The sequence below is a fragment of the Azospirillum sp. ST 5-10 genome (assembly GCF_051225715.1).
In the GTDB taxonomy this organism is placed as follows: domain Bacteria; phylum Pseudomonadota; class Alphaproteobacteria; order Azospirillales; family Azospirillaceae; genus Azospirillum.
The window spans coordinates 27,001-47,692 of the sequence record NZ_JBPJSP010000036.1 but is presented as its reverse complement, the minus strand read 5'-3'; the positions used below and the strand labels follow the sequence as shown (position 1 = coordinate 47,692).

Below are 20,692 nucleotides of genomic sequence, written 5' to 3'. Positions count from 1 at the left end.
CAACAGATAGGAAACAATATATGACTTTTAAAAATCATACGTTGACGTTCTAATTTCCGAAATGCAGGCGAATCATATTCGGTCACGGCGCTTCATTACATTGGTTTGCAGCAGAAACAATCAGAGATTTACGGTCCGATACACAAGCATACGGTGAAGAAGTGCGCAAAATCGCGCCGAGAACACCTTGTATCCTTCTGTATTGATCAACTGTCCCGACGCCAGCGGGCGGGCGAGGCGCGGAAGGGCCGTGCCGGGCGGGGCGAACAGTGTCAGGAGGCCGGCGCGTACAGGGCCAGCAGGACGCTCAGCGTCACCACGCTGAGGATGGTGGAGATCAGAATGGCCGCCGAGGTGCGCTCCACGTAGATCCGGTACTGGGAGGCGACGACGAAGGTCAGCGCCCCGGTCGGCAGCGCCGCCAGGATGATCGCCGAGGCCGCCCAGAACGGGTCGAGGGGGAAGGGACCGGCGATCAGGGCCCAGGTCAGCGCCGGCTGCACCAGCAGCTTCAGCGCGACGATCCAGCTCATCTCCAGGAGGTCGGCCCGCAGGCGCCGGCCGGCCAGGAAGAGGCCGATGGCGACCAGCGCGCACGGTCCCGCCGCCGCCCCCACCAGCTCGCAGAAGGTGACCACCGGGCGCGGCAGGTCGACGCCCGGCAGCAGCACCGACCACAGGACGCCCAGCACCGACGAGACGATCAGCGGGTTGCGCGACACCGCCCGGCCGACGTCGGCCAGCGAGCGGGCGAGGCCCTTGCCGTGGCTCTGCACCAGCTCGAGCCAGATCACGGCGATGCCGACCATGATCGCGCTCATGATGACGGTGGCGAGGATGGCCGGTGCCAGCCGTTCCGCCCCGAAGGCGGCGAGGAACAGCGGGATGCCCATGTAGCCGGTGTTGGAGAAGCAGGCGGTCAGCCCCTGCATGCACAGGACGGCCGGCTTCTCCCGGTGCAGCAGCCAGCCCAGCAGCGCGCCCAGCGCGTAGGTCGCCAGCATGGCGCCGAGGAAGGCGCCGATGAAGGGGCCGTTGAACAGCTCGGGCAGAGGTCGCCGGGCCGTGCCGACGAACAGGACCGCCGGCAGCGCCATCCAGTAGACGAACTTGTTCAACGCCTCCGACGAGGAGTCGCCCAGCAGCTTCGCCTTCCCGGAGAGGAAGCCGGCGAGGATGATGGCGAAGACGGGAAGGGCGACGTTGAGGACGGCGGACATGGGCGCAGACTTTAGGGCAGCGTCCCTGTCCCGTCGAGGGGGCCAGCTATCCGATTGCGGCATCCCTCCCCTGAGAGGCGCGGCGGAGTAGCCCTTGACGGCCGATTGCGGCCGGGCGACCTTCGCTCGCTCCCGCCGCCTTCAGGAGGTCCGATGCTCGACCATCACAGCGCGCTCATCTACGTCATGGTTCTCGTCTCCGCCTCCGATGGGGACATGACCGATGCCGAGCTGGAGACCATCGGCGAGAACGTGAAGTATCTGCCGATCTTCGCCGATTTCGACGTCGACCGGCTGACCGCGGTGAGCCGCGAATGCACCCGCCTGCTGGCCGAGGAGGCCGGGCTGGACAAGACGCTGGAGCGGATCAAGGAGGCGCTGCCGGCGAAGCTCTACGAAACGGCCTACGCCGTCGCCTGCGACATCGCCGCCGCCGACGCCGCCGCCAGCCAGGAGGAGCTGCGCCTGCTGGAGCTGCTGCGCCACAAGCTGGGCGTCGACCGGCTGTGCGCCGCCGCCATCGAGCGCGGCGCCCGCGCCCGCCACATGAGGCTGTGACCATGGACACGCGCCCCGACCTCGCCGGCCGCACCGTCGGCTTCATCGGCCTCGGCCTGATGGGCCGGCCGATGGCGCGGGCACTCGCCCGCTGCGGCGCCTCGCTCGTCATCCACAGCCGCAGCCGCGGCCCGGTCGACGAACTGGCCGGCGAGGGCATGACGCCGGCGGCCGACCCGGCCGCCGTCATGGCCGCCGCCGACACCGTGGTGCTGACCTTGACCGACACCCCGGCGGTGGAGGCGGTGACCGAGGGGCCCGGCGGCCTCCTGGAGTCGTTGCGCCCCGGCTCCCTGGTGATCGACATGGGGACGAGCGCCGTCGGCGCCACCCGCCGCCTCGCCGCCCGCGTCGCCGAGCGGGGCGCCGGCTGGGTGGACGCTCCGGTGTCGGGCGGCACCGTCGCCGCCGAGGCCGCCACCCTGACCATCATGGCCGGCGGCGACGACGCCGCGGTGCAGCGCGCCTGGCCGCTGTTCCAGGCCATGGGGCGGCGGATCACCCACGTCGGCGCCGTCGGGGCGGGCCAGGTGGCGAAGGCGGCCAACCAGGTGATCGTCGCCCTGAGCATCGGCGCCGTGGCCGAGGCGCTGGCGCTGTCCCGCGCCGCCGGCGTCGACCCGGCCCGCGTGCGCGAGGCGATCCGCGGCGGCTTCGCCGAATCGCGCATCCTGGAGCTGCACGGCGAACGGATGGTGACCGGCAACTACGCGCCGGGCGGCCGCGCGGCGGTGCAGCTCAAGGACCTCAACCAGGCGCTGGCGCTCGCCGCCGACTCCGGCGTCGAGCTGCCGGCCGTGGCGCTGAGCCGCACCCTCTACGAACGGCTGGTGGAGCGGGGCGACGGCGCCCTCGACCACGCCGCGCTCTACCGCCTGTTCACCGACTGACCGCGGCGCCGGCGGAGGGGCGCCCCCTGCGACATAAGAGCGCTCCCCCCCGGCCAATTCTCACCCGGTGCCGGGACGTCGTGCCATAAGGGCGGAAAACACGCGCCTTCGGAACACGTCCATGACCTCACCCGCCACCGTCCGCCAGAGCTTCCTCGCGTGCCTGGATCGCAGCACGCTGCTGACCGATCCCTACCACCACTGGCTGCTCAGCGGCGCCCTGCCGGACGACGCGGCGGAAGGCATCGCCGCCCTGCCCTGGACGCCGCCGGCGGTGGGCGACACCCACGGCAAGCGCGAGACCAACAACGCGTCGCGGACCTACTTCAGCATCGCGAACCGCGCCGCGCACCCCGTGTGCGAGGCGGTGGCGCAGGCCTTCCAGAGCCGCGACGTGACGGCGGCGGTCGAGCGGACCTGCGGCGTCGATCTCGCCGGCACCTTCCTGCGCATCGAGTACTGCCAGGACACCGACGGCTTCTGGCTGGAGCCGCACACCGACATCGGCGTCAAGAAGTACACGATGCTGATCTACCTGTCGCGCGACCCCGGCTCGGAAGACTGGGGCACGGACATCACCGACGCCGCCGGCAACCTGATCCGCCGCGCGCCCTACGCCTTCAACGACGGGCTCATCTTCATCCCCGGCACCGACACCTGGCACGGCTTCGCCAGGCGCCCCATCGCCGGCGTGCGCAAGTCGATCATCGTCAACTACGTCGGCCCGGAATGGCGCGCCCGGCACGAGCTGAGCTTCCCGGAACAGGCGGTGGCCTGATACCGTCGAGCGGAATGGCTGACACGCCTCCTGCCCCCACCCTCCCCACGGCTCCGCCGCGGGTCCCCTCCCTCCCCCGCTTCGCAGGGGAGGACCTGACTCCCTCCCCTGCGAAGCGGGGGAGGGCCGGGGTGGGGGCAGGAGGTGTGTCAGGGTTTCGGCTCGGGAGCATGAGGCGCGGGCGGCCCCGGGACGAGCGTCCCGCCCCTTTCCCGCGCCGCCGTCCGGTTTAGGTCTGTCGCTACCCCGATCGACGGGCTATAACCGTCGACCCGGCCAACGCGACCCAGTTCCTTGCCATGCCTTTGCGGATCGAGACCTTTTCCAACGCCACCGGCGGCTTCAGCTTCTTCAAGGCGGTCGGGCACCCGCTGGCGGCGCCCAAGGCGGCGGCGCTGGTGGAGCGGCTGGCGGCCGGCGGGCCGGTGGCGCTGGTCGACCCCCACGGCATGGCGGGCGGCTTCGCCGAGTTCTACGACCTCGCGCGCGTGCCGATCGAGGGCGTGTACGTCCAGGACGTCGAGGCGGTCGGCCGCTCCGTCCTCGGCCACACGGCCAAGCCGGTCACCGCGCTGCCGGCAAGCGGCGCGCGCACGGTGTTCATCGTCGCCTTCGACTCGCAGCGCCTGGAGAACGCCCTCGCCCACCTGGTGCCGGCGGGAGCGGCGGTGGTGTCGCTCGACGCCATGCGCCTGCCCGAGGACATGCTGACCGACACCGGCCATTACCTCGCCAGGTTCAACTGGGCCACCAACTTCGCCTGGCTGCGCGACGAGGGCGGGCGGCACACCCGGATCGTCTCCGCCAACTACTGGACCGGCTACGGCGCCAAGGCGCCGCGGCTGTGGGCCCGGCTGTTCGACGCCGGGGGCGGCGTGCTCGCGGAGTGGACCGAGGCGATGCCGCCGGCCGGCGGCACCGTGGTGATCGACAGCCGCGACGTGCGCTGGCGTTTCGGCCTCGGCGACTTCTGCGGCTCCCTGTTCCTGCACGTCATCGGCGCCGCCGGCCACGACGTGGTGAAGTACGCCCTCGACACCTACGGGGACGGCCCCGACGAGCTGTCGTGCACCCACGACGCCAACGCCTGGCCGGCCGAGCGCTACGCCGGCCTGCCGGCGCCCAAGGCGGACGAGCGGGTGCTGCTGTGGGTGCAGAACAGCCATCCCTGCGCCATCCCGGCCGGCGCCGTCGGCCTCAACCTGATGGGCCGCGACGAGGTGCGGCGGCTGGAGACGGAGGTCCCGCCCTTCGCCACCGTCGCCGTCGACACCCGCGACCTGTTCCCCGACGCCCGCTGGCCGCTGCAGTTCGAGGTGCGGGCGGGCAAGCACTTCGTGCGCCCGCGCTACGAGGTGCTCGCCGACAACGGCCGGCGCCGCATCGCCCACGCCAACGTCGAGCGCGCCGACCTGAAGCCCGACCCCCGGCTGGCGGTCCTGGAGCCGCTGCTCGGCAAGGGCCACGTCCTGCCCGCCCCGCTGCTGCCGCCGGAGCGCTGGCGCACCATCCTGTTGCCGACGCCCATGAGCACGGCACAGGAGGCGCTGCCGGTGCAGGCCGTCGCCTACGACGCCTCGGGCCGGGAGGTGGCGCGCCACCGCTTCGGCAACCTGGGGCGCGCCGACAGCGTGGCGCTCGACGTGACGGAGCTGCTGGACGGCACCGCCCTGCCCGGCGGCTGGGGCCATGTGGAACTGCTCTACGACTTCGCCGCCGGGGACTGCGCCGACGGCTGGCTGCACGCCCTCTTCCGCTACGAATGGCGGGCCAGCGGCCACGCGGCGGAGACCAGCTTCGGCAGCCACATCTTCAACACCGTGCTGACCTACCGCGACGAGCCGCAGAGCTACCACGGCCGGCCGCCCGGCCTGTCGACGCGGCTGTTCCTGCGCCTCGGCCCGGACCCCTGGGACACCTTCTGCCACCTCGTCTATCCCGCCTCCACGCCGTGGCACGAGTCGAGCGACACGCAGCTCGTGCTGACCCGGCGCGACGGCGTCGAGGTGGCGCGCCGGCGGATCGCCATCCCCTGCGGCGGCTCGCGGCTGTTCCAGTACACCACCACCTTCACCCAGGCCGAACGTACGGCGGCCGGCGAGCACGCGTACGTGCTGATCCGCGACCCCACCTGCCGCCTGTTCGGCTATCACGGCTGCCTGACCGGTGACGGCGCCTTCAGCCTCGACCATATGTTCGGTTTCTAGGATTCACGCGAGATCGTCGCCATGGCCACCACGCATCATTCCAAGGTCCTGATCATCGGCGCCGGCCCGGCCGGCTACACCGCTGCCATCTACGCCGCGCGCGCCAACCTGCAGCCGACGCTCGTCCAGGGCATGCAGCCCGGCGGCCAGCTCACCATCACCACCGACGTCGAGAACTATCCCGGCTTCGCCGACCCCATCCAGGGCCCCTGGCTGATGGACCAGATGCAGAAGCAGGCGGAGAACGTCGGCACCCGGACGGTGTTCGACCTGATCGTCGACGTCGACTTCACCAAGCGCCCCTTCGTCGCCACCGGCGACTCGGGCGACGTCTACACCGCCGACGCCGTGATCATCGCCACCGGCGCCCAGGCCCGCTGGCTGGGCCTGGACAGCGAGGAGACCTACCGCGGCGCCGGCGTCTCGGCCTGCGCCACCTGCGACGGCTTCTTCTTCCGCGGCAAGGAGGTCGTGGTGGTGGGCGGCGGCAACTCGGCGGTCGAGGAGGCGCTCTACCTCACCCACCACGCCTCCAAGGTGACGGTGATCCACCGCCGCGACAGCTTCCGCGCCGAGAAGATCCTGCAGGACCGCCTGTTCGCCCACGAGAAGATCGCGGTGGTGTGGAACGCCGTCGTCGAGGAGATCGTCGGCGAGGGCGGCCAGAGCTTCGACAACCCCAAGCGCGTCACCGGCGTGCGCGTCCGCGACGTGAAGAGCGGCGAGACGTCGATCGTTCCTGGCGAGGGCGTCTTCGTCGCCATCGGCCATTCGCCGGCCACCGAGGTCTTCAAGGGCAAGGTGAAGATGGACGAGGGCGGCTACATCCTCACCGCCCCGGACAGCACGGCCACCAACATCCCCGGCGTCTTCGCCGCCGGCGACGTCAAGGACAAGGTGTTCCGCCAGGCGGTGACGGCCGCCGGCATGGGCTGCATGGCGGCGCTGGAGGTCGAGCGCTGGCTGGCGACGCGGGAGCCGGCCGCCGGCGCCCACGCCGTGGAGAGCCCCGCCGGGTCGTGGTGAGCGCGGGCGGCCCCGGCGGCGCTCTGACGGACCGCCCGCTCCCTCCCGCGGCCCCGGCGGCGGGACGGAGCGGGCGGCCGAACCGGTAAGGACGGCGCAGGCATGGCGAAGCCGATGGGAAACGGACGGGACCGGCTGGCCCGGGCGCTGCTGGCCGCCGCGGCCGCGGTGTCCGCCGCGAACACCGCCATCCTGTTCCTGGCGAATCTCTGGGACACGACGGGGCGCCTGTTCAGCGGCGCGAACGGCGTCGGCACCTCGGCGTACGGGCTGCCGCTCCTGCTGTCGCTCGTGGTCACCCTGCTGCTCGGGCTCGGCCTGTACCTGCTGCGGCGCTGACGCTCCCTCCCCGGCCGGGCCGGGGAAGGGGCTCAGGACGGATCACCCTCAAGGAGATGCGTGAACCGCCACCCCCGGCCGGGCGGGGGATCGGCCACGCGCCGCCCCCCTGCGGCGGCGCGCGTCCTTCCGGCTTACGCCAGCAGGCTGCGCAGCATCCACGCGGTCTTCTCGTGGATCTGCAGGCGCTGGGTCAGCAGGTCGGCGGTCGGCTGGTCGTTGGCGGTCTCGGCGGTCGGGAACACCTTGCGCGCCGTGCGCGCCACCGCCTCATGGCCCTCGACGAGCTGGCGGATCATGTCCTCCGCCTGCGGCACCGCGGTCTCCTCGCGGATCGTCGACAGCTCCGTGTACTGCGAGAAGCTGCCGGGCGCCGGGAAGCCGAGGGCGCGGATGCGCTCGGCGATCTCGTCCAGGGCGTTCCACAGCTCCGTGTACTGCTCCATGAACATGGCGTGCAGCGTGTTGAACATCGGCCCGGTGACGTTCCAGTGGAAGCTGTGGGTCTTCAGGTACAAGGCGAAGGTGTCGGCGAGCACGCCGCTCAGCCCGTCGGCAATGGCCTTGCGGTCGCCTTCGGCGATTCCGATGTCGATCTGCATGGTATCGTACCTCCAATGGTCTTGATGCCCGTTCGCGGCGGAACCCGCCGGCGGGCCGTGGTCGGCACCCGGGAACAGGGTACCGCAGCGAGATGAATTAGAACAGTTCTAGTCTGTCGCACCCCCTCGCCCCGCTCTTCGCCGCCGGCGGCCATCACAGCTCGTCCAGGCAGCCGACGGGATCGGCGGAGTAGAAGCGGAAGGCGTTGCGGCCGCCGGCCTTGGACCAGTACATGGCGGCGTCGGCGTTCTTGACGAGCTGCGCCGACGCGTGCCCGTCCCGGGGATAGACGGCGACGCCGATGGACACGCCGATGCGCACCTCGCCGACGTCCAGCTCGAAGGGCCGGCCGACCGAGTCGATGATGCGCGCCGCCACGTCCGCCGCCTCCTCGTCGCGCGACAGATCGGTCAGCAGTATCACGAACTCGTCGCCGCCCAGGCGCGACACGGTGTCGTACTCCCGCACGCAGGCCCTCAGCCGGTAGGCCACCTCCAGCAACAGCTCGTCCCCCACCTCGTGCCCGTAGGTGTCGTTCACCTGCTTGAACAGGTCGAGGTCGAGGAACATCAGCGCCAGCAGCTTGCCGCTGCGGTGGGACCGGGCGATGGCCTGGTTGAGGCGGTCCTCGAACAGGGCGCGGTTGGGCAGCTCGGTCAGCGGGTCGAAGTGGGCGCGCTGCCAGGCCCGGCGCTCCGCGTCCTTGCGCTCGGTGATGTCCTCCTTGACCGCGACGAAATGGCGGATGGCGCCGCCGGCGCCGAGGACGGGGGCGATCGAGGTCTTCTCCCAGTAGCACTCGCCGTTCTTGCGGCGGTTGTAGAATTCGCCACGCCACTCCTTGCCGGCGCGCAGCGTCTTCCACATGTCGCGGTAGACCTCCGCCGGGGTGTGGCCGCTCTTGAACAGCGCCGGCGTCCGCCCCAGCACCTCCGCCGCCGTCCAGCCGCTGGTCTCCGTGAACTTCGGGTTGACGTAGTCGATGACGCCGCGCGGGTCGGTGATGACGATGGGCACCGGGCTGTTCTCCATGGCCGCCAGCAGGGTCTGCACGCGGTCCTCCAGGCGGGCCCGCTCGCTCTCGCCGGCGCGCAGCGCCGCGGCGTTGCGCTTGAACACGTCGACGGCGCGCGCCATGGCGCCGATCTCGTCGGCGCGCGCCGTCTCCGGCACGGCGACGTCGGCGTCCCCCTCGGCCAGCCGGTGCATCGCCCGGGTGATCCGCGACAGGGGCCCGAGCACGCGGCGCTGGACGTAGAGCAGGGTGCCGGTCATGGCGGTGAAGGCCAGCACCGTCAGCAGCGCCTGCAGCACGAAAGCGGTGGCCAGCCCCGACGCGTCGCCGCCGCCCGCCCGCGCCATCGCCGCGACGCCGGTCCACGCGCCATGGATGGCGACGGCGGAGCCGGCCAGGAACAGCAGGGAGACGGCGAACAGAAAGGCCACCAGCGTCCCGCCGATCAGGCGGGGCGCAGCGGAGGCGGGGTCGGAACCGGCGGGTCGGTCGGTACGGGAGATGCGTGCCTCCACGCCGAAACGGCGGCACGGCGACGGAGGCCTCCCGGAGGGGAGGTCCGCCGTCGCCCCTGCCGCGGGCGGCCGCTGAACTGTTTGTCCGCATTGTTGGCGGTCGCGGCGCCAGCGTCAAGCGGTTAAGCCGCCGTTAAGCCGCCGCTCGCCGTCTCTTGCCGCGCGGCGCCGCGCGGGTCCACTATGGCCGGCGGCGGCGGAGCGGAAACGGAGGACACGCCATGCGGATCGCGGTGATGGGCAGCGGCGGTGTGGGCGGCTATTTCGGCGCGCGGCTGGCCGCGGCCGGCGCCGACGTGACCTTCCTGGCGCGCGGCCGCCACCTCGCGGCCATCCGGCACCAGGGGCTGCGGGTGGTCAGCGACGCCGGCGACCTCCACCTGGAGCGGCCGGCGGCCAGCGACGACCCGGCGACGGTGGGGCCGGTGGACGTCGTGCTCTTCTGCGTCAAGCTGTGGGACACCGAGGCGGCCGCCGCCCAGTGCCGGCCGCTGCTGAAGCCGGGCACCGCGGTGATCACCCTGCAGAACGGCGTGACCGGCACCGACGCGCTGGCCGCCGCCCTGGGACGCGAGCACGTGGTCGGCGGCGTCGCCCACGTCGCCGCGACGATCGCCGCCCCGGGAACGATCCGCCACACCGGCACGCTCGCCCGCATGACCTTCGGCGAGCTCGACGGCCGCCGCTCGGAGCGGCTGGAGGCGTTCCACGCGCTGGCCGAGCGGGCCGGCTTCGACGCCATCCTCAGCGACCACATCCTGCGCACGATCTGGGAGAAGTTCGCCTTCCTGGCGCCGCTCAGCGGCCTCACCGCGCTGACCCGCCAGCCCGTCGGCGTCATCCGCTCGGTGGCGCCGACGCGCGCCCTGTTCTTCGACGCCGTGGCCGAGGTGGCAGCGGTCGCCGCCGCCCACGGCGTGCCCCTCGGCGCCGACCTGGTCGATCGGGTCGCGGCGCTGGTCGACGGGCTGGTGCCCGGCATGCGCTCGTCCATGCTGAACGACCTGGAGCGCGGCGCCCGGCTCGAGTTGCCGTGGCTGTCCGGCGCGGTCGTCCGGCTGGGCGCCGGGCACGGCGTGCCGACCCCGGTGCACCGGGTCGTCGCCGCAGCACTCGCCCCCTACGCCGACGGGCCGCCGGGCGCCGGCTGACCGGCCGCCCCCCGCGGCCGTGTGCCGCCTTTTTTTCCATCGACAGGCCGCCCCGGCCGGGTGAAGCTTGACGACGAAAAAGACCGGCACACCCAACGCACGAGCCGCGGCGCGGCGACCCCAGGTGGCGGCCGCCGGCCGCGGCCGACCGCGGCGAGACGCGCGCGGTTCGTGCCCAAGCCATCCGGGAGGTCTGCATGCCCCACACCCAGGTCCCGACCGCGCGCTGCGCTGCACTGGTCGGCCCCTATCTCAGCGGCAAGACGACGCTGCTGGAAAGCCTGCTGTCGGCCACGGGGGCCGTGACGCGCAAGGGCAGCGTGAAGGACGGCAACACCGTCGGCGACGCCTCGGCCGAGGCCAAGGCGCGGCAGATGAGCGTCGAGGTCTCCCTCGCCTCCACCGAGTATCTCGGGGAACGCTGGCACTTCCTCGACTGCCCCGGCTCGGTCGAGCTGGCCTACGAGACGCAGTGTGCGCTGATGGCCTGCGACGTCGCCGTCATCGTCGCCGAGCCGCAGCCGGAGAAGGCGGTCATCCTGGCCCCGCTCTTCAAGTTCCTCGACGACTACAAGATCCCCCACCTGCTGTTCATCAACAAGGTGGACACCCTGGTCGACCTGCGCGTGCGCGACGTGGTGCAGGCCTACCAGGCGGTGTCGTCGCGGCCGCTGGTGCTGCGCGAGGTGCCGATCCGCGAGGGCGACAAGATCACCGGCTACGTCGACCTGGTGAGCGAGCGCGCCTACCACTACAACCCGCACCAGGCGTCGGACCTCGTGAAGATCCCCGAGTCCATGAAGGACCGCGAGGCCGAGGCGCGGCAGGAGATGCTGGAGGCGCTCGCCGACTTCGACGACGCGCTGCTCGAACAGCTGCTGGAGGAGGTGACCCCCGACGCCACCCGGGTCTACGAGGACCTCGCCAAGGACTTGGCGTCGGACCTGATCGTGCCGGTCTTCCTCGGCTCGGCCGAGAACGATGGCGGCATCCGCCGCCTCCTGAAGGCGCTGCGCCACGAAGGCCCGGACGTGAGCGCCACCGCCGAGCGGCAGGCGATCCCGGAGAACGGCACCACCGTCCAGGTCTTCAAGAGCTTCAACGCCGCCCATGCCGGCAAGCTGTCCTTCGCCCGGGTGTGGCGCGGCAGCGTCAGCGACGGCATGACGCTCGGCGGCGAGCGGGTGTCGGGCGTCTATCGCATGATGGGCCACAGCCAGGAGAAGCTGGCCCAGGCCGGCCCCGGCGAGGTGGTGGCGCTGGGCCGGCTGGACAAGGCGACGACCGGCGACGTCCTCAGCGACAAGGGCAATCTGGGCCGGCCGGAGCTGTGGCCGGAGGTGCCGGCCCCGGTGTTCGCGCTGGCCGTCCACGCCGAGAACCGCAACGACGAGGTGAAGCTGACCGGCGCGCTGCAGAAGCTGGTGGAGGAGGACCCGTCGCTGCTGTTCGAGCAGGCGGCCGAGCGCGGCGAGCTGGTGCTGTCCGGCCAGGGCGACATCCATCTGCAGATCGCCATGGACCGCCTGCGCAGCAAGTACAACGTCGCCGTCAAGGGCCACGCGCCGCAGGTCCCCTTCAAGGAGACGATCCGCAAGGGCACCGAGCACCACGCCCGCTTCAAGCGGCAGACCGGCGGCCACGGCCAGTTCGCCGACATCCAGGTCGAGGTGAAGCCGCTGCCGCGCGGCGCCGGCTTCCAGTTCGAGGACGCCATCGTCGGCGGGGTGGTGCCGCGCCAGTTCATCCCGGCGGTCGAGGCCGGCGCGCGCGACTACACCGCCCAGGGGCCGCTCGGCTTCCCCGTGGTCGACTTCATGGTGCGCCTGGTGGGCGGCCAGTACCACGCCGTCGACAGCTCGGAGATGGCGTTCAAGACGGTGGCCCGGCAGGCCATGCAGGAGGCCCTGCCGAAGTGCGAGCCGGTGCTGCTGGAGCCGATCCTGCAGGTCAGCATCGCCGTGCCCAGCGAGTACACCTCCAAGGTGCAGCGCCTCGTCAGCGGCCGCCGCGGCCAGATCCTCGGCTTCGACGCGCGGCCCGGCTGGCAGGGCTGGGACGAGGTGAAGGCCTACATGCCCCAGGCCGAGATCCACGACCTGATCGTCGAGCTGCGCTCGCTGTCGCTGGGTGTGGGCACCTTCACCTCGACCTTCGAGCGCCTGCAGGAGCTGACGGGCAAGATGGCCGACAAGGCGGTGGAGCAGCGCAAGGAGATGCTGGCCGCGCAGTAGCCCGGCCGCTAGACTGACGCGGTGGGGGGCCGTCCCGGCCCTCCCCGCGGGGGCCGACGCCGCCCGCGGACCCGTGAAGGAGACGACGGATGGCGATGGGCGGCAAGATCGTCGGCGAGTTCGTCAAGGGCCGGGTGGACAAGCTGCTGACCCCCGAAAGCGCCGACAAGGCCAGCCGCCACCGCGTGCGGCAGTTCCTGGAGACCATGGAGGCGGCGGTGCTGGAAGCCAACAGCACCGTCATCGGCCAGCAGATCCCGCACCTCAACCAGGAGACCTTCCTGCGCCTCGCGGTGCGGGTCGCCGAGCTGCGGGCCGACTACATCCGCGCCGGCCTCAAGGCCGCCGAGAACCGCCACCCCGATCCCGCCGCCATCGCCGAACTGGCCCGCCTGCGCCAGGCCTACGAGGAGCTGGTGGCGGTGTTCGAGGCGGCCGAGCGGGTGATCGAGCGCGGCTACGTCAAGCTGGGGTAGCGATCCGCTCCGACCGGATCACCTCGACCCCGGCCGCCGCCATCCGCCGGCGCGCCGCGGCCAGGGTGCCACCGTCGGCGTCGGGCAGATCGATAGCGCGGCAGCCGTCCTCCACCACCACCGCCGCGAACCCGTGGCGCACCGCGTCCTCGGCCGAGAACGCGACGCAGAAGTCGGTGGCGAGCCCGACCAGGAAGACCCGCGTGACGCCACGCTCGCGCAGGTACCCGGCCAGCCCGGTGGGGGTCGTCCGGTCGTTCTCGTAGAAGGTGGAATAGGAATCGATCCCGGGGTGGAAGCCCTTGCGCACGATGAGGTTCGCCCCCGGCACGTCGAGGTCGGGGTGGAACTCCGCCCCGCGCGTGCCCTGCACGCAGTGGTCCGGCCACAGCACCTGGGTGCCGTAGGGCATCTCCGCCGTGTCGAACGGCGCCTTGCCCGGATGGGACGAGGCGAAGGAGGCGTGCCCGGGCGGATGCCAGTCCTGGGTCAGCACCGTCGCCGCGAAGCGCCGCGCCAGCCGGTTGCACACCGCCACCACCGCGTCGCCGTCCGGCACCGCCAGCGCGCCGCCGGGACAGAAGTCGTTCTGCACGTCGACGACGATCAACGCATCGGTGCGCCGGGGAACGAAGGAAGCCATGCGCGGGTGTCCGTCTTCCGGTGGGGGCGAAGCGGCCGCCCTGGTGCGGCTCGCGGCCCCTCCCCCGGGGAAACGGAGGAGGGCCGCCCGCAGTATGGGCTTCCGCGGCGGCCGCGCAACCCTGCGGACGGGCTCCCCCGCTCAGGCGGCGTCCATCTCCTCCAGGGCCGACAGCGACTCCGGCAGGATCTGCCCGCCGTCGACCACCATGCCCTGGCCGGTGACGTAGGCGGCCTCGTCGGTGGCGAAGAACAGCGCGGCGTTGGCGATGTCGCGGACCGAGCCGAGGCGGCGCATCGGCACCGAGGCCTCCATCTTGGCGATGTAGTCGGGGCCGAGGCCGTCGAGCCCTTCGGTGGCGATGTTGCCCGGCATCACCGCGTTGACCGTGATGCCGTACGGCGCCAGCTCGATGGCGGCGGTGCGCATGAAGCCGAGCTGCCCGGCCTTCGAGGCGCCGTAGTGCGACCAGCCGGGATAGCCGGTGACCGGGCCGGTGATCGACGAGGTCAGCACGATGCGCCCGGCGCGCTTCGCCTTCATCGCCGGCAGGCAGGCGGAGACCGAGAGGAAGGTGCCCTTCAGGTTGGTGGCGATGACGGCGTCGAAGTCCGCCTCGGTCATGGCGCCGAGCTTGGCGGCCGGGAAGATGCCGGCGTTGGCGCACAGGATGTCGATGCCGCCGAAGCTCTCCACCGCCGCCCCGGCCATGGCCTCGGCGTCGGCGGCCTTGGACACGTCGGCGGAAAACGCCAGCGCCGTTCCGCCGGCGCCGGCGATCTCGTCGGCCACGGCCCGCGCCCCCTCGATGGAGCGGGCGACGACCAGCACCTTGCAGCCGATCTCGGCGAAGCGCAGCGCGATGCCGCGGCCGATGCCCTTGCTGGCGCCGGTGACGATGACGCTGCGGTCTTTCAGGGAAGCGAACATGGTCGGGTGGTTCCTCAAGCGGCCGGTTGGGTCGGGAAGGCGCCGTCGACGAGCGCGCGGGCGAGCCGGACGGTGCCGGCGGTGTAAGCCTGCCCCATCGCGCGGGCGAAGGGGATCTCGGCGTGGGAGGCCAGCCACGCCGTGAGCAGGATGCGGCGCAGGACGACGAAGGTGGGGATCTCCGCCACCTCCTCGTCCGACAGGGGCGCCTCCCGGCGGTAGCCGGCGACCCAGGCCGCCATCAGGTCGGGGACGATCGGTTCGTGCTCGATGAAGCTGATCGCCGCCGCGAAGTCGTAGACGAACCAGCTCAGCCCGCAATCGTCGAAGTCGATCACCTGGAGCCGGTCGCCGTCGACCAGCAGGTTGGCGAGCCGCAGGTCGGCATGGACGAGGCCGAAGCGCTCCGGCCCGGTGCCGAACCGCTGCAGGCGGGTTTCGATCAGCGCGAGCGCGCGCTCGATCGCCGCCTCGCCGGCGCGGTCGAGCCCGAGGCCGGCGCGCCACGGGCCCCAGTGGGCGTCCGGGCCGACCATCGCCTGGTAGTCCCAGACCTTGCGGCGGAATCCCGCCGGGCGCGCCCAGCTCCGGGCGTGGGCGTGCATGCGGGCGGTCAGCCCGCCCAGCACCCCGAACCAGCGCACCAGGTCGGCGTCGGCCGCCGGTTCCCGGCCCGCCACGCGGGTGAAGGCGACGGCGTGGCGGGCCGGGCCGCCGGCCGGCGAGTCCAGCCGCTGCACCAGCACCCCGTCTGCCCCCGGCACCGGGGCCGGCGTCTCGACGATGCCGTCGGCCCGCAGCGCTGCGATCCAGGCCAGCTCGGAGGCGATCTCGTCGGGCGCCGAATAGCCGACGCGGTGCACCCGGAGCACGAGGTCGCGGCCCTCCGCCGGGTCGCGCAGGCGGAAGGTGGCGTTCTCCGACAGGTTCAGCAGCTGCACCTCGGTGCCGGCGGGCAGCCCCCAGCGCGACACGCCCCGCTCCACCATCGCCGTCAGGTCGGCCACGACCTCCGGAGCGTATTCGCCCGCCATCCGAAACCCTCCCCGCCCGCTCGCCTCCGCGCGCCCGTGTCGTGTGGCGCCATGTGTGACTTCCATCATGTCTCGGCCAAACCATGTTGTAAAGACCATGATTCATGATGTAAGTTCCACATATATGCACCAAGGCGGCCCGCTTCCGGGCGGAATCCGGGCAAGAGCGAGTTGGAAGTTCAACATTTGCGCAACCGCGAAGGGGGTTCTGGCATGCGTGAGGTTTCCCGCCGTTCGATACTCCAGGCCATGGGCGCCGGCGCGGCCGCCCTGGCCGGCCCGGCCGCGTTCGCGGGCAAGGCGCGCGCCGCCGGCCGCGACAAGGAGCTGAACATCCTGTGCTGGGAGGGCTACAACTCGGCCCAGGTGCTCGACCCCTACCGGGAGCTGAAGGGGGCGACGGTCAAGGCGGAGTCGGCCACCAACGACCCGACCATGATCAACCGGCTGCGCGCCGGCGAGACCGGCGTGTGGGACCTGATCAACGTCAACAATCCCTGGGCCCGCAAGGTGCTGTGGCCGGAAAAGCTGATCAAGCCGCTCGACCGCGCCACCTTCGAGCCGTTCTTCAACACGATGATGCCGGAGTTCAAGGCGCCCTACCGCTGGTCGATGAGCGACGACGGCAAGGACCTGCTGGGCATGGCGCAGCGCTTCGGACCCTACTGCTTCGTCGTCAACACCGACAAGATCAGCCGCGCCACCGCCGAGGACCAGGGCTGGAACCTCTGGAACGACGCCGCGCTGGCCGGCCGCTACGGCATCCTGGAATCCGACGACTGGAACGTCTTCAACATCTTCGTCGTCGCCGGCATCGACCCGTTCAAGACCCACACCGCCGACGAGATGGCGACGTTCGACGAGACGGCCAAGCGCGTCTTCAAGGGCGCCAAGATGATCGGCGACATCGCCACCATGAACCAGGCCCTGGTGTCGGGCGAGATCGACCTCCACCTGACCGGCGGCACCTACTCCGTCTCGCCGGCCCGCGCCGAGGGCTTCGGCAACCTGCGCGCCATCACGCCCAAGAGCGGCCCGATGGCCGGCGGCAAGGGCGGCATCGCCTGGATCGAGATCACCTCGCTGGTCGCCAACCCCAACCCCACGCCGCTGGCCGAGGATTTCCTGCGCTACGTCCAGGACCCCAAGGTCGCCCACACCGTGGCCTTCGCCGAAGGCACCTTCAACCCGGTGGCGCAGATGGGCAATCCGGATTGCTTCAAGCTCTTCACCAGGGAGGAGCTCGACGCGATCCAGTGGGATTCCCTGGAGGAGGAGATGAACCGCTCGGTCGCCTACGACATCGTGCCGGACTACGACAAGGCGCTCGACCTGATGACGGCGGCCAAGCGGTCGCGCGGCTGACGCGTCGATCCCGGCGGGGCGGCCGGCGACGGCCGCCCGTCCTTCGTTCCACGGAGCCTCACCGTCATGCAAGCAGCCGTCGCAACGGCCACCGCAACGGCCACCGCCGCCGAAACCCCGCCCCTGCTCCTCGGCCTCGTCGGCGTGACGAAGACGTTCGACGGGTTCACCGCCGTCGCCGGCATCGACCTGACGGTGCGGGAGGGCGAGTTCTTCACCATCGTCGGCCCGTCGGGATCGGGCAAGACGACCCTGCTGCGCATGCTCGCCGGCATGGACCGGCCGAGCGGCGGCGACATCGTCCTGCGCGGCGCCAGCATCGCCGGCCTGCCGCCCAACCGGCGGCCGACCTGCCTGGTCTTCCAGTCGCTGGCGCTGTTCCCGCACATGACGGTCGGCCAGAACATCGAGTTCCCCCTCAAGGTCCGCAACGCCACGGCCGAGGCGCGCCGCAGCCGGGCGCTGGAGCTGATGGAGATGGTGCGGCTGCCGGAGAGCTACTACGCCAAGAACGTCATGAAGTGCTCCGGCGGCGAACGCCAGCGCGTGGCGCTGGCCCGCGCCTTCGCCTACGACCCGGAGATCCTGCTGTTCGACGAGCCGCTGTCGGCGATCGACTACAAGCTGCGCAAGATGCTGGAGAAGGAGCTGAAGGACCTGCACCGGCGCTCCGGCAAGACCTTCATCTACATCACCCACTCCCTGGAGGAGGCGATGGTGATGTCCGACCGCATCGGCGTGATGAGCGCCGGCCGCCTCGTCCAGGTCGGCACGCCCGAGCAGATCTACACCCGCCCCGTCAACCGCTTCGTCGCCGAGTTCATGGGCGAGACCAACGTCCTGCCGGTGCGCTCCGACGGCTACGGCAAGTTCGCCGTCGACGGGCTGCCGGGCAAGGTCGCGGTCACCGGCCACGGCGACCGGCTGGACGGCTTCATCGTCGTGCGGCCGGAGTTCGTCAACCCGGTCGCCGCCGCGACCGACGCCGACAACGTGCTGTCCGGCCGCATCGCCGCCGACTACGCGCTGGGGTCGCGCATCCAGTACCACGTCGAGGTCGGCACGCGGACCATCCTGATGGAGCAGCCGCGCGGCGCGCTGGGCGCCGCGCGCACCGGCGGCGCGGTGCTGATCGGCTGGAACGCCGACGACGCCGTCTTCGTGGCGGAGTGACGCCGATGGCGGACGTGGCCTCCCTTCCCGCGGCCAAGCCGGCGCTGCCCCGCCTGCTCGTGCCGCACCTGCTGTCGGCGGGTGCCCGCTGCGCCGTGCCGGTGCTGGCGCTGCTGCTGCTGGGCTTCCTGGCGCCGCTGATCGCCGTGCTGGCGTTCTCCTTCGCCGAGCCGCGCACCTTCGACCTGTTCGCCACCTTCACGCTCGCCAACTACGCGGAGATCCTCGACCCGGCCAACTCGGTCTGGATGTCGTTCGCGTGGTCGCTCGGCCTCGCCGCGCTGACGGTGGCGGTGCTGGCGGTCGTCAGCTACCCCATCGCCGTCGGGCTGGTGCGCGTGTTCGGCCGCTGGTCGCCGCTGCTCTCGATCCTCTTCGTCTTCCCGCTGTTCATCTCCGAGAACGTCCGCCTCTACGGCTGGGTGCTGTTGTTCCTGAAGAACGGCGTCCTCGACGGCACCTTGAAGCTGCTGGGCGGGGCCGGGCCGGACGTGCTGTTCTCGCCCGGCATGATCCTGTTCGGCATGGTCTACACCTACCTGCCCTTCATGCTGTTCCCCACCGTGCTCGGCCTGTCGCTGCTGCCGCGCGACGTCGTCGACGCCGCCGGCGACCTCGGCGCCAGCCGCTTCCAGGTGTGGCGGGACATCGAGCTGCCGCTGGCGATGCCGGGCATCCTGATCGGCATGCTGCTGACCTTCGCGCTGGCCGCCGGCGCCGTCGGCGAGGCGAAGATCGTCGGCGGCCAGTCGCTGATCGTCATCACCCACGACATCGAGATCGCCTTCACCTACTCGCAGAACTGGCCGCTGGGGTCGGCGCTGGCGGTGCTGCTGACGCTGGTCATCGGCGGCCTCACCCTGTTCGCGCTGTCGAAGCTCGACCTCGACCGCATCCTCGGCCGCAAGTGAGGGGCCACAGGCATGGAATCGAGCCAGTCCGCCCGCCGCGCCCGCGCCTTCATCTGGACCTGGACCGTCCTCGTCCTGGCGGTGGTCTACCTGCCGGTCGTCTGCAGCGCGCTCGCCGCGCTGTCGAAGTCGCGCTACTTCCTGTTCCCGGTCCGCCAATGGTCGCTGGAGTGGTGGCAGCGCACCGTCGACTCCATCGAGATCGGCGTGCTGGTGCAGACGTCCCTGGCGATCGCCGCGGTCGTCACCCTGGTCTCCGTGGTGCTGGCCTTCTTCGGCGCCCTGGCCTTCGCCCGCTACGACTGGAGGGGGCGCACCCTGTTCCAGAAGGCGATCCTGCTGCCGATCTTCTTTCCCCAGCCGGTGCTCGGCCTGGCGCTGCTCCTGTGGTTCAACACGCTGGGGCTGCCGCTGTCGTGGAAGACGGCGGCGCTGGCCCACCTGGTGTGGATCACGCCGGTGGTGACCTTGGTCATGGCGATCCAGGTCTACGGCTTCGACGCCACGGTCGAGGACGCCGCCTTCGACCTCGGCGCCAGCCGCTGGCAGGTGCTGACGCAGATCACCCTGCCGATCCTGTGGCCCGGCATCTGGTCGGGCATGCTGTTCGCCTTCCTGCTGTCGTGGGGCAACTTCCCGCTGTCGCTCTACACCGCGGGAGCCGACGCGACGGTGCCGAAATGGCTCTACAACAAGATGGTCGCGGGCTACACGCCGATGGTGCCGACGCTCGGCACCATGAGCACCATCGGCGCGGTGGCGGCGATGGCGCTGGGCGCGCTGGTGGTCCGGCTGGTGCAGAAGCGGCGGGCGGCGGCGTAGCGTGCCGGGAGGGGCGCCACCGCCGCACCGCCGCTCAGGCCGGCAGGTATCCCATCACGTCGTCGGCGCTCATGACGTGTCCGTAGATCATGTTGATGATCGCCAGCTCCTGGCGGTGGAGCTCGTCGGACGCGGCGGCGCAGCCGTCCTCGACGACGATCACCGAGAAGCTCTCGTCGGCCAGGCTGCGCACCGTGGAGGAGACGCACTGGTCGGTGAAGATGCCGCAGCACACCACCTGGGTGATGCCGAGGTTGGTGAGGATGAGGCGCAGGTTGGTGCCGGTCAGCGCGCTGTCGGTCGTCTTGGTGACGACGATCTCGTCGCCCTCCGGCGCGATCGCCGCGACGATCTGCGCGGCGTGCTCGTCCTTGGGCAGCAGGAGGTTGTTCCAGCCCGGCAGCTTCTGGCTGAGCGAGCGGTCGCGCCCGTCGCGGGTCTGGCAGGCGATGCGCGCGAACAGCACCTCGTGGCGGTCGCTGCGGAAGCGGTCGAGGAGGCGGCGGATGGTCGGGACGACGACGGCGTGCATGCGCTCGTGGAACGGCGTCCAGGCGTCGTAGGTCGCGCGCTCGGCGGGCGTGAGCGACGCCGGGTCCGGGCGCTCCAGGTAGGTGTTCTGGACGTCGATCACCAGCAGGGCCAGCCGGCCGCGCTCCAGCACCGGGTCGTCCGGCTCCGGCGCGTCGCGGTAGTAGAGGGAACGGAAGGCGGTCTTCCAGGTCCCGCCGGGGCTCGTCGTCATGGGGCAGCATCCCGATCGCTGGTGGCTGGGGAAAAAACACGCTGGAGCACGATCGCT

Annotated in this window: 20 protein-coding genes; 13 read left to right on the top strand and 7 right to left on the bottom strand. The window is 71.4% G+C overall.

Annotated elements, in window-relative coordinates; all coding sequences use genetic code 11:
* Nucleotides 1-272: 272 nt before the first annotated feature.
* Entirely contained in the window at nucleotides 273-1,220 is a 948-nt protein-coding gene (locus tag ACSBPG_RS27635) for an AEC family transporter (RefSeq protein ID WP_435540465.1), read from the bottom strand.
* A gap of 153 nt (nucleotides 1,221-1,373) precedes the next feature.
* Between ACSBPG_RS27635 and ACSBPG_RS27630 the strand changes: the two genes are divergently transcribed.
* The 6 genes from ACSBPG_RS27630 (at nucleotide 1,374) to ACSBPG_RS27605 (ending at nucleotide 7,018) form a co-directional block, all read left to right on the top strand.
* Complete coding sequence (locus tag ACSBPG_RS27630; protein WP_435540464.1) at nucleotides 1,374-1,778, top strand: tellurite resistance TerB family protein; 405 nt, start codon at nucleotides 1,374-1,376, stop codon at nucleotides 1,776-1,778.
* Between the two features lie 2 nt (nucleotides 1,779-1,780).
* Nucleotides 1,781-2,668, top strand: coding sequence for an NAD(P)-dependent oxidoreductase (locus tag ACSBPG_RS27625; RefSeq protein ID WP_435540463.1), 888 nt, complete (start codon nucleotides 1,781-1,783; stop codon nucleotides 2,666-2,668).
* Between the two features lie 121 nt (nucleotides 2,669-2,789).
* Nucleotides 2,790-3,446, top strand: coding sequence for a 2OG-Fe(II) oxygenase (locus ACSBPG_RS27620; RefSeq protein ID WP_435540462.1), 657 nt, complete (start codon nucleotides 2,790-2,792; stop codon nucleotides 3,444-3,446).
* Between the two features lie 299 nt (nucleotides 3,447-3,745).
* Nucleotides 3,746-5,653 carry a hypothetical protein gene (locus ACSBPG_RS27615; protein WP_435540461.1) on the top strand — a complete coding sequence of 636 codons (1,908 nt, stop codon included), beginning with the start codon at nucleotides 3,746-3,748 and terminating at the stop codon, nucleotides 5,651-5,653.
* Nucleotides 5,654-5,674: 21 nt separating this feature from the next.
* Nucleotides 5,675-6,679, top strand: coding sequence for a thioredoxin-disulfide reductase (gene trxB, locus ACSBPG_RS27610; protein WP_435540460.1), 1,005 nt, complete (start codon nucleotides 5,675-5,677; stop codon nucleotides 6,677-6,679).
* Between the two features lie 102 nt (nucleotides 6,680-6,781).
* Nucleotides 6,782-7,018: a hypothetical protein gene (locus tag ACSBPG_RS27605; RefSeq protein WP_435540459.1), complete on the top strand. Its 237-nt coding sequence runs from the start codon at nucleotides 6,782-6,784 to the stop codon at nucleotides 7,016-7,018.
* A 134-nt stretch (nucleotides 7,019-7,152) separates the two neighbouring features.
* On the opposite strand, the gene ACSBPG_RS27600 is transcribed toward ACSBPG_RS27605, so the two are convergent.
* Complete coding sequence (locus tag ACSBPG_RS27600) at nucleotides 7,153-7,620, bottom strand: Dps family protein (RefSeq protein WP_435540458.1); 468 nt, start codon at nucleotides 7,618-7,620, stop codon at nucleotides 7,153-7,155.
* Between the two features lie 154 nt (nucleotides 7,621-7,774).
* On the bottom strand, nucleotides 7,775-9,067 hold the full coding sequence (locus tag ACSBPG_RS27595; RefSeq protein WP_435540457.1) for a diguanylate cyclase domain-containing protein: 1,293 nt from the start codon (nucleotides 9,065-9,067) through the stop codon (nucleotides 7,775-7,777).
* A gap of 305 nt (nucleotides 9,068-9,372) precedes the next feature.
* Here ACSBPG_RS27595 and ACSBPG_RS27590 point away from each other — a divergent pair, with 305 nt between their 5' ends.
* The 3 genes from ACSBPG_RS27590 (at nucleotide 9,373) to ACSBPG_RS27580 (ending at nucleotide 13,012) form a co-directional block, all read left to right on the top strand.
* Nucleotides 9,373-10,302, top strand: a complete 930-nt coding sequence (locus tag ACSBPG_RS27590) for a 2-dehydropantoate 2-reductase (RefSeq protein WP_435540456.1) — start codon at nucleotides 9,373-9,375, stop codon at nucleotides 10,300-10,302.
* Between the two features lie 197 nt (nucleotides 10,303-10,499).
* Nucleotides 10,500-12,536 carry an elongation factor G gene (locus tag ACSBPG_RS27585; RefSeq protein WP_435540455.1) on the top strand — a complete coding sequence of 679 codons (2,037 nt, stop codon included), beginning with the start codon at nucleotides 10,500-10,502 and terminating at the stop codon, nucleotides 12,534-12,536.
* Nucleotides 12,537-12,625: 89 nt separating this feature from the next.
* Nucleotides 12,626-13,012, top strand: a complete 387-nt coding sequence (locus tag ACSBPG_RS27580; protein WP_435540454.1) for a hypothetical protein — start codon at nucleotides 12,626-12,628, stop codon at nucleotides 13,010-13,012.
* On the opposite strand, the gene pncA is transcribed toward ACSBPG_RS27580, so the two are convergent.
* The 3 genes from pncA to ACSBPG_RS27565 form a co-directional block, all read right to left on the bottom strand.
* Nucleotides 12,999-13,655: a bifunctional nicotinamidase/pyrazinamidase gene (pncA, locus tag ACSBPG_RS27575; RefSeq protein ID WP_435540453.1), complete on the bottom strand. Its 657-nt coding sequence runs from the start codon at nucleotides 13,653-13,655 to the stop codon at nucleotides 12,999-13,001. The genes ACSBPG_RS27580 and pncA overlap by 14 nt on opposite strands.
* Nucleotides 13,656-13,796: 141 nt before the next feature.
* Nucleotides 13,797-14,585 (bottom strand): 3-oxoacyl-ACP reductase FabG, encoded by a 789-nt coding sequence (gene fabG, locus ACSBPG_RS27570; protein ID WP_435540452.1) that lies wholly within the window; start codon nucleotides 14,583-14,585, stop codon nucleotides 13,797-13,799.
* A 14-nt stretch (nucleotides 14,586-14,599) separates the two neighbouring features.
* Nucleotides 14,600-15,619 carry a phosphotransferase enzyme family protein gene (locus ACSBPG_RS27565; RefSeq protein ID WP_435540451.1) on the bottom strand — a complete coding sequence of 340 codons (1,020 nt, stop codon included), beginning with the start codon at nucleotides 15,617-15,619 and terminating at the stop codon, nucleotides 14,600-14,602.
* Between the two features lie 213 nt (nucleotides 15,620-15,832).
* Here ACSBPG_RS27565 and ACSBPG_RS27560 point away from each other — a divergent pair, with 213 nt between their 5' ends.
* From ACSBPG_RS27560 to ACSBPG_RS27545, 4 genes are all read left to right on the top strand, one after another.
* Complete coding sequence (locus ACSBPG_RS27560) at nucleotides 15,833-16,984, top strand: ABC transporter substrate-binding protein (protein WP_435540450.1); 1,152 nt, start codon at nucleotides 15,833-15,835, stop codon at nucleotides 16,982-16,984.
* A 66-nt stretch (nucleotides 16,985-17,050) separates the two neighbouring features.
* Entirely contained in the window at nucleotides 17,051-18,157 is a 1,107-nt protein-coding gene (locus ACSBPG_RS27555; protein ID WP_435540449.1) for an ABC transporter ATP-binding protein, read from the top strand.
* 5 nt (nucleotides 18,158-18,162) lie between these two features.
* On the top strand, nucleotides 18,163-19,068 hold the full coding sequence (locus tag ACSBPG_RS27550) for an ABC transporter permease (RefSeq protein ID WP_435540448.1): 906 nt from the start codon (nucleotides 18,163-18,165) through the stop codon (nucleotides 19,066-19,068).
* A 12-nt stretch (nucleotides 19,069-19,080) separates the two neighbouring features.
* Nucleotides 19,081-19,890, top strand: coding sequence for an ABC transporter permease (locus tag ACSBPG_RS27545; protein WP_435540447.1), 810 nt, complete (start codon nucleotides 19,081-19,083; stop codon nucleotides 19,888-19,890).
* Nucleotides 19,891-19,924: 34 nt separating this feature from the next.
* Here ACSBPG_RS27545 and ACSBPG_RS27540 read toward each other — a convergent pair whose 3' ends face one another.
* Nucleotides 19,925-20,635, bottom strand: coding sequence for a cysteine hydrolase family protein (locus ACSBPG_RS27540; RefSeq protein ID WP_435540446.1), 711 nt, complete (start codon nucleotides 20,633-20,635; stop codon nucleotides 19,925-19,927).
* Nucleotides 20,636-20,692 lie beyond the last annotated feature (57 nt).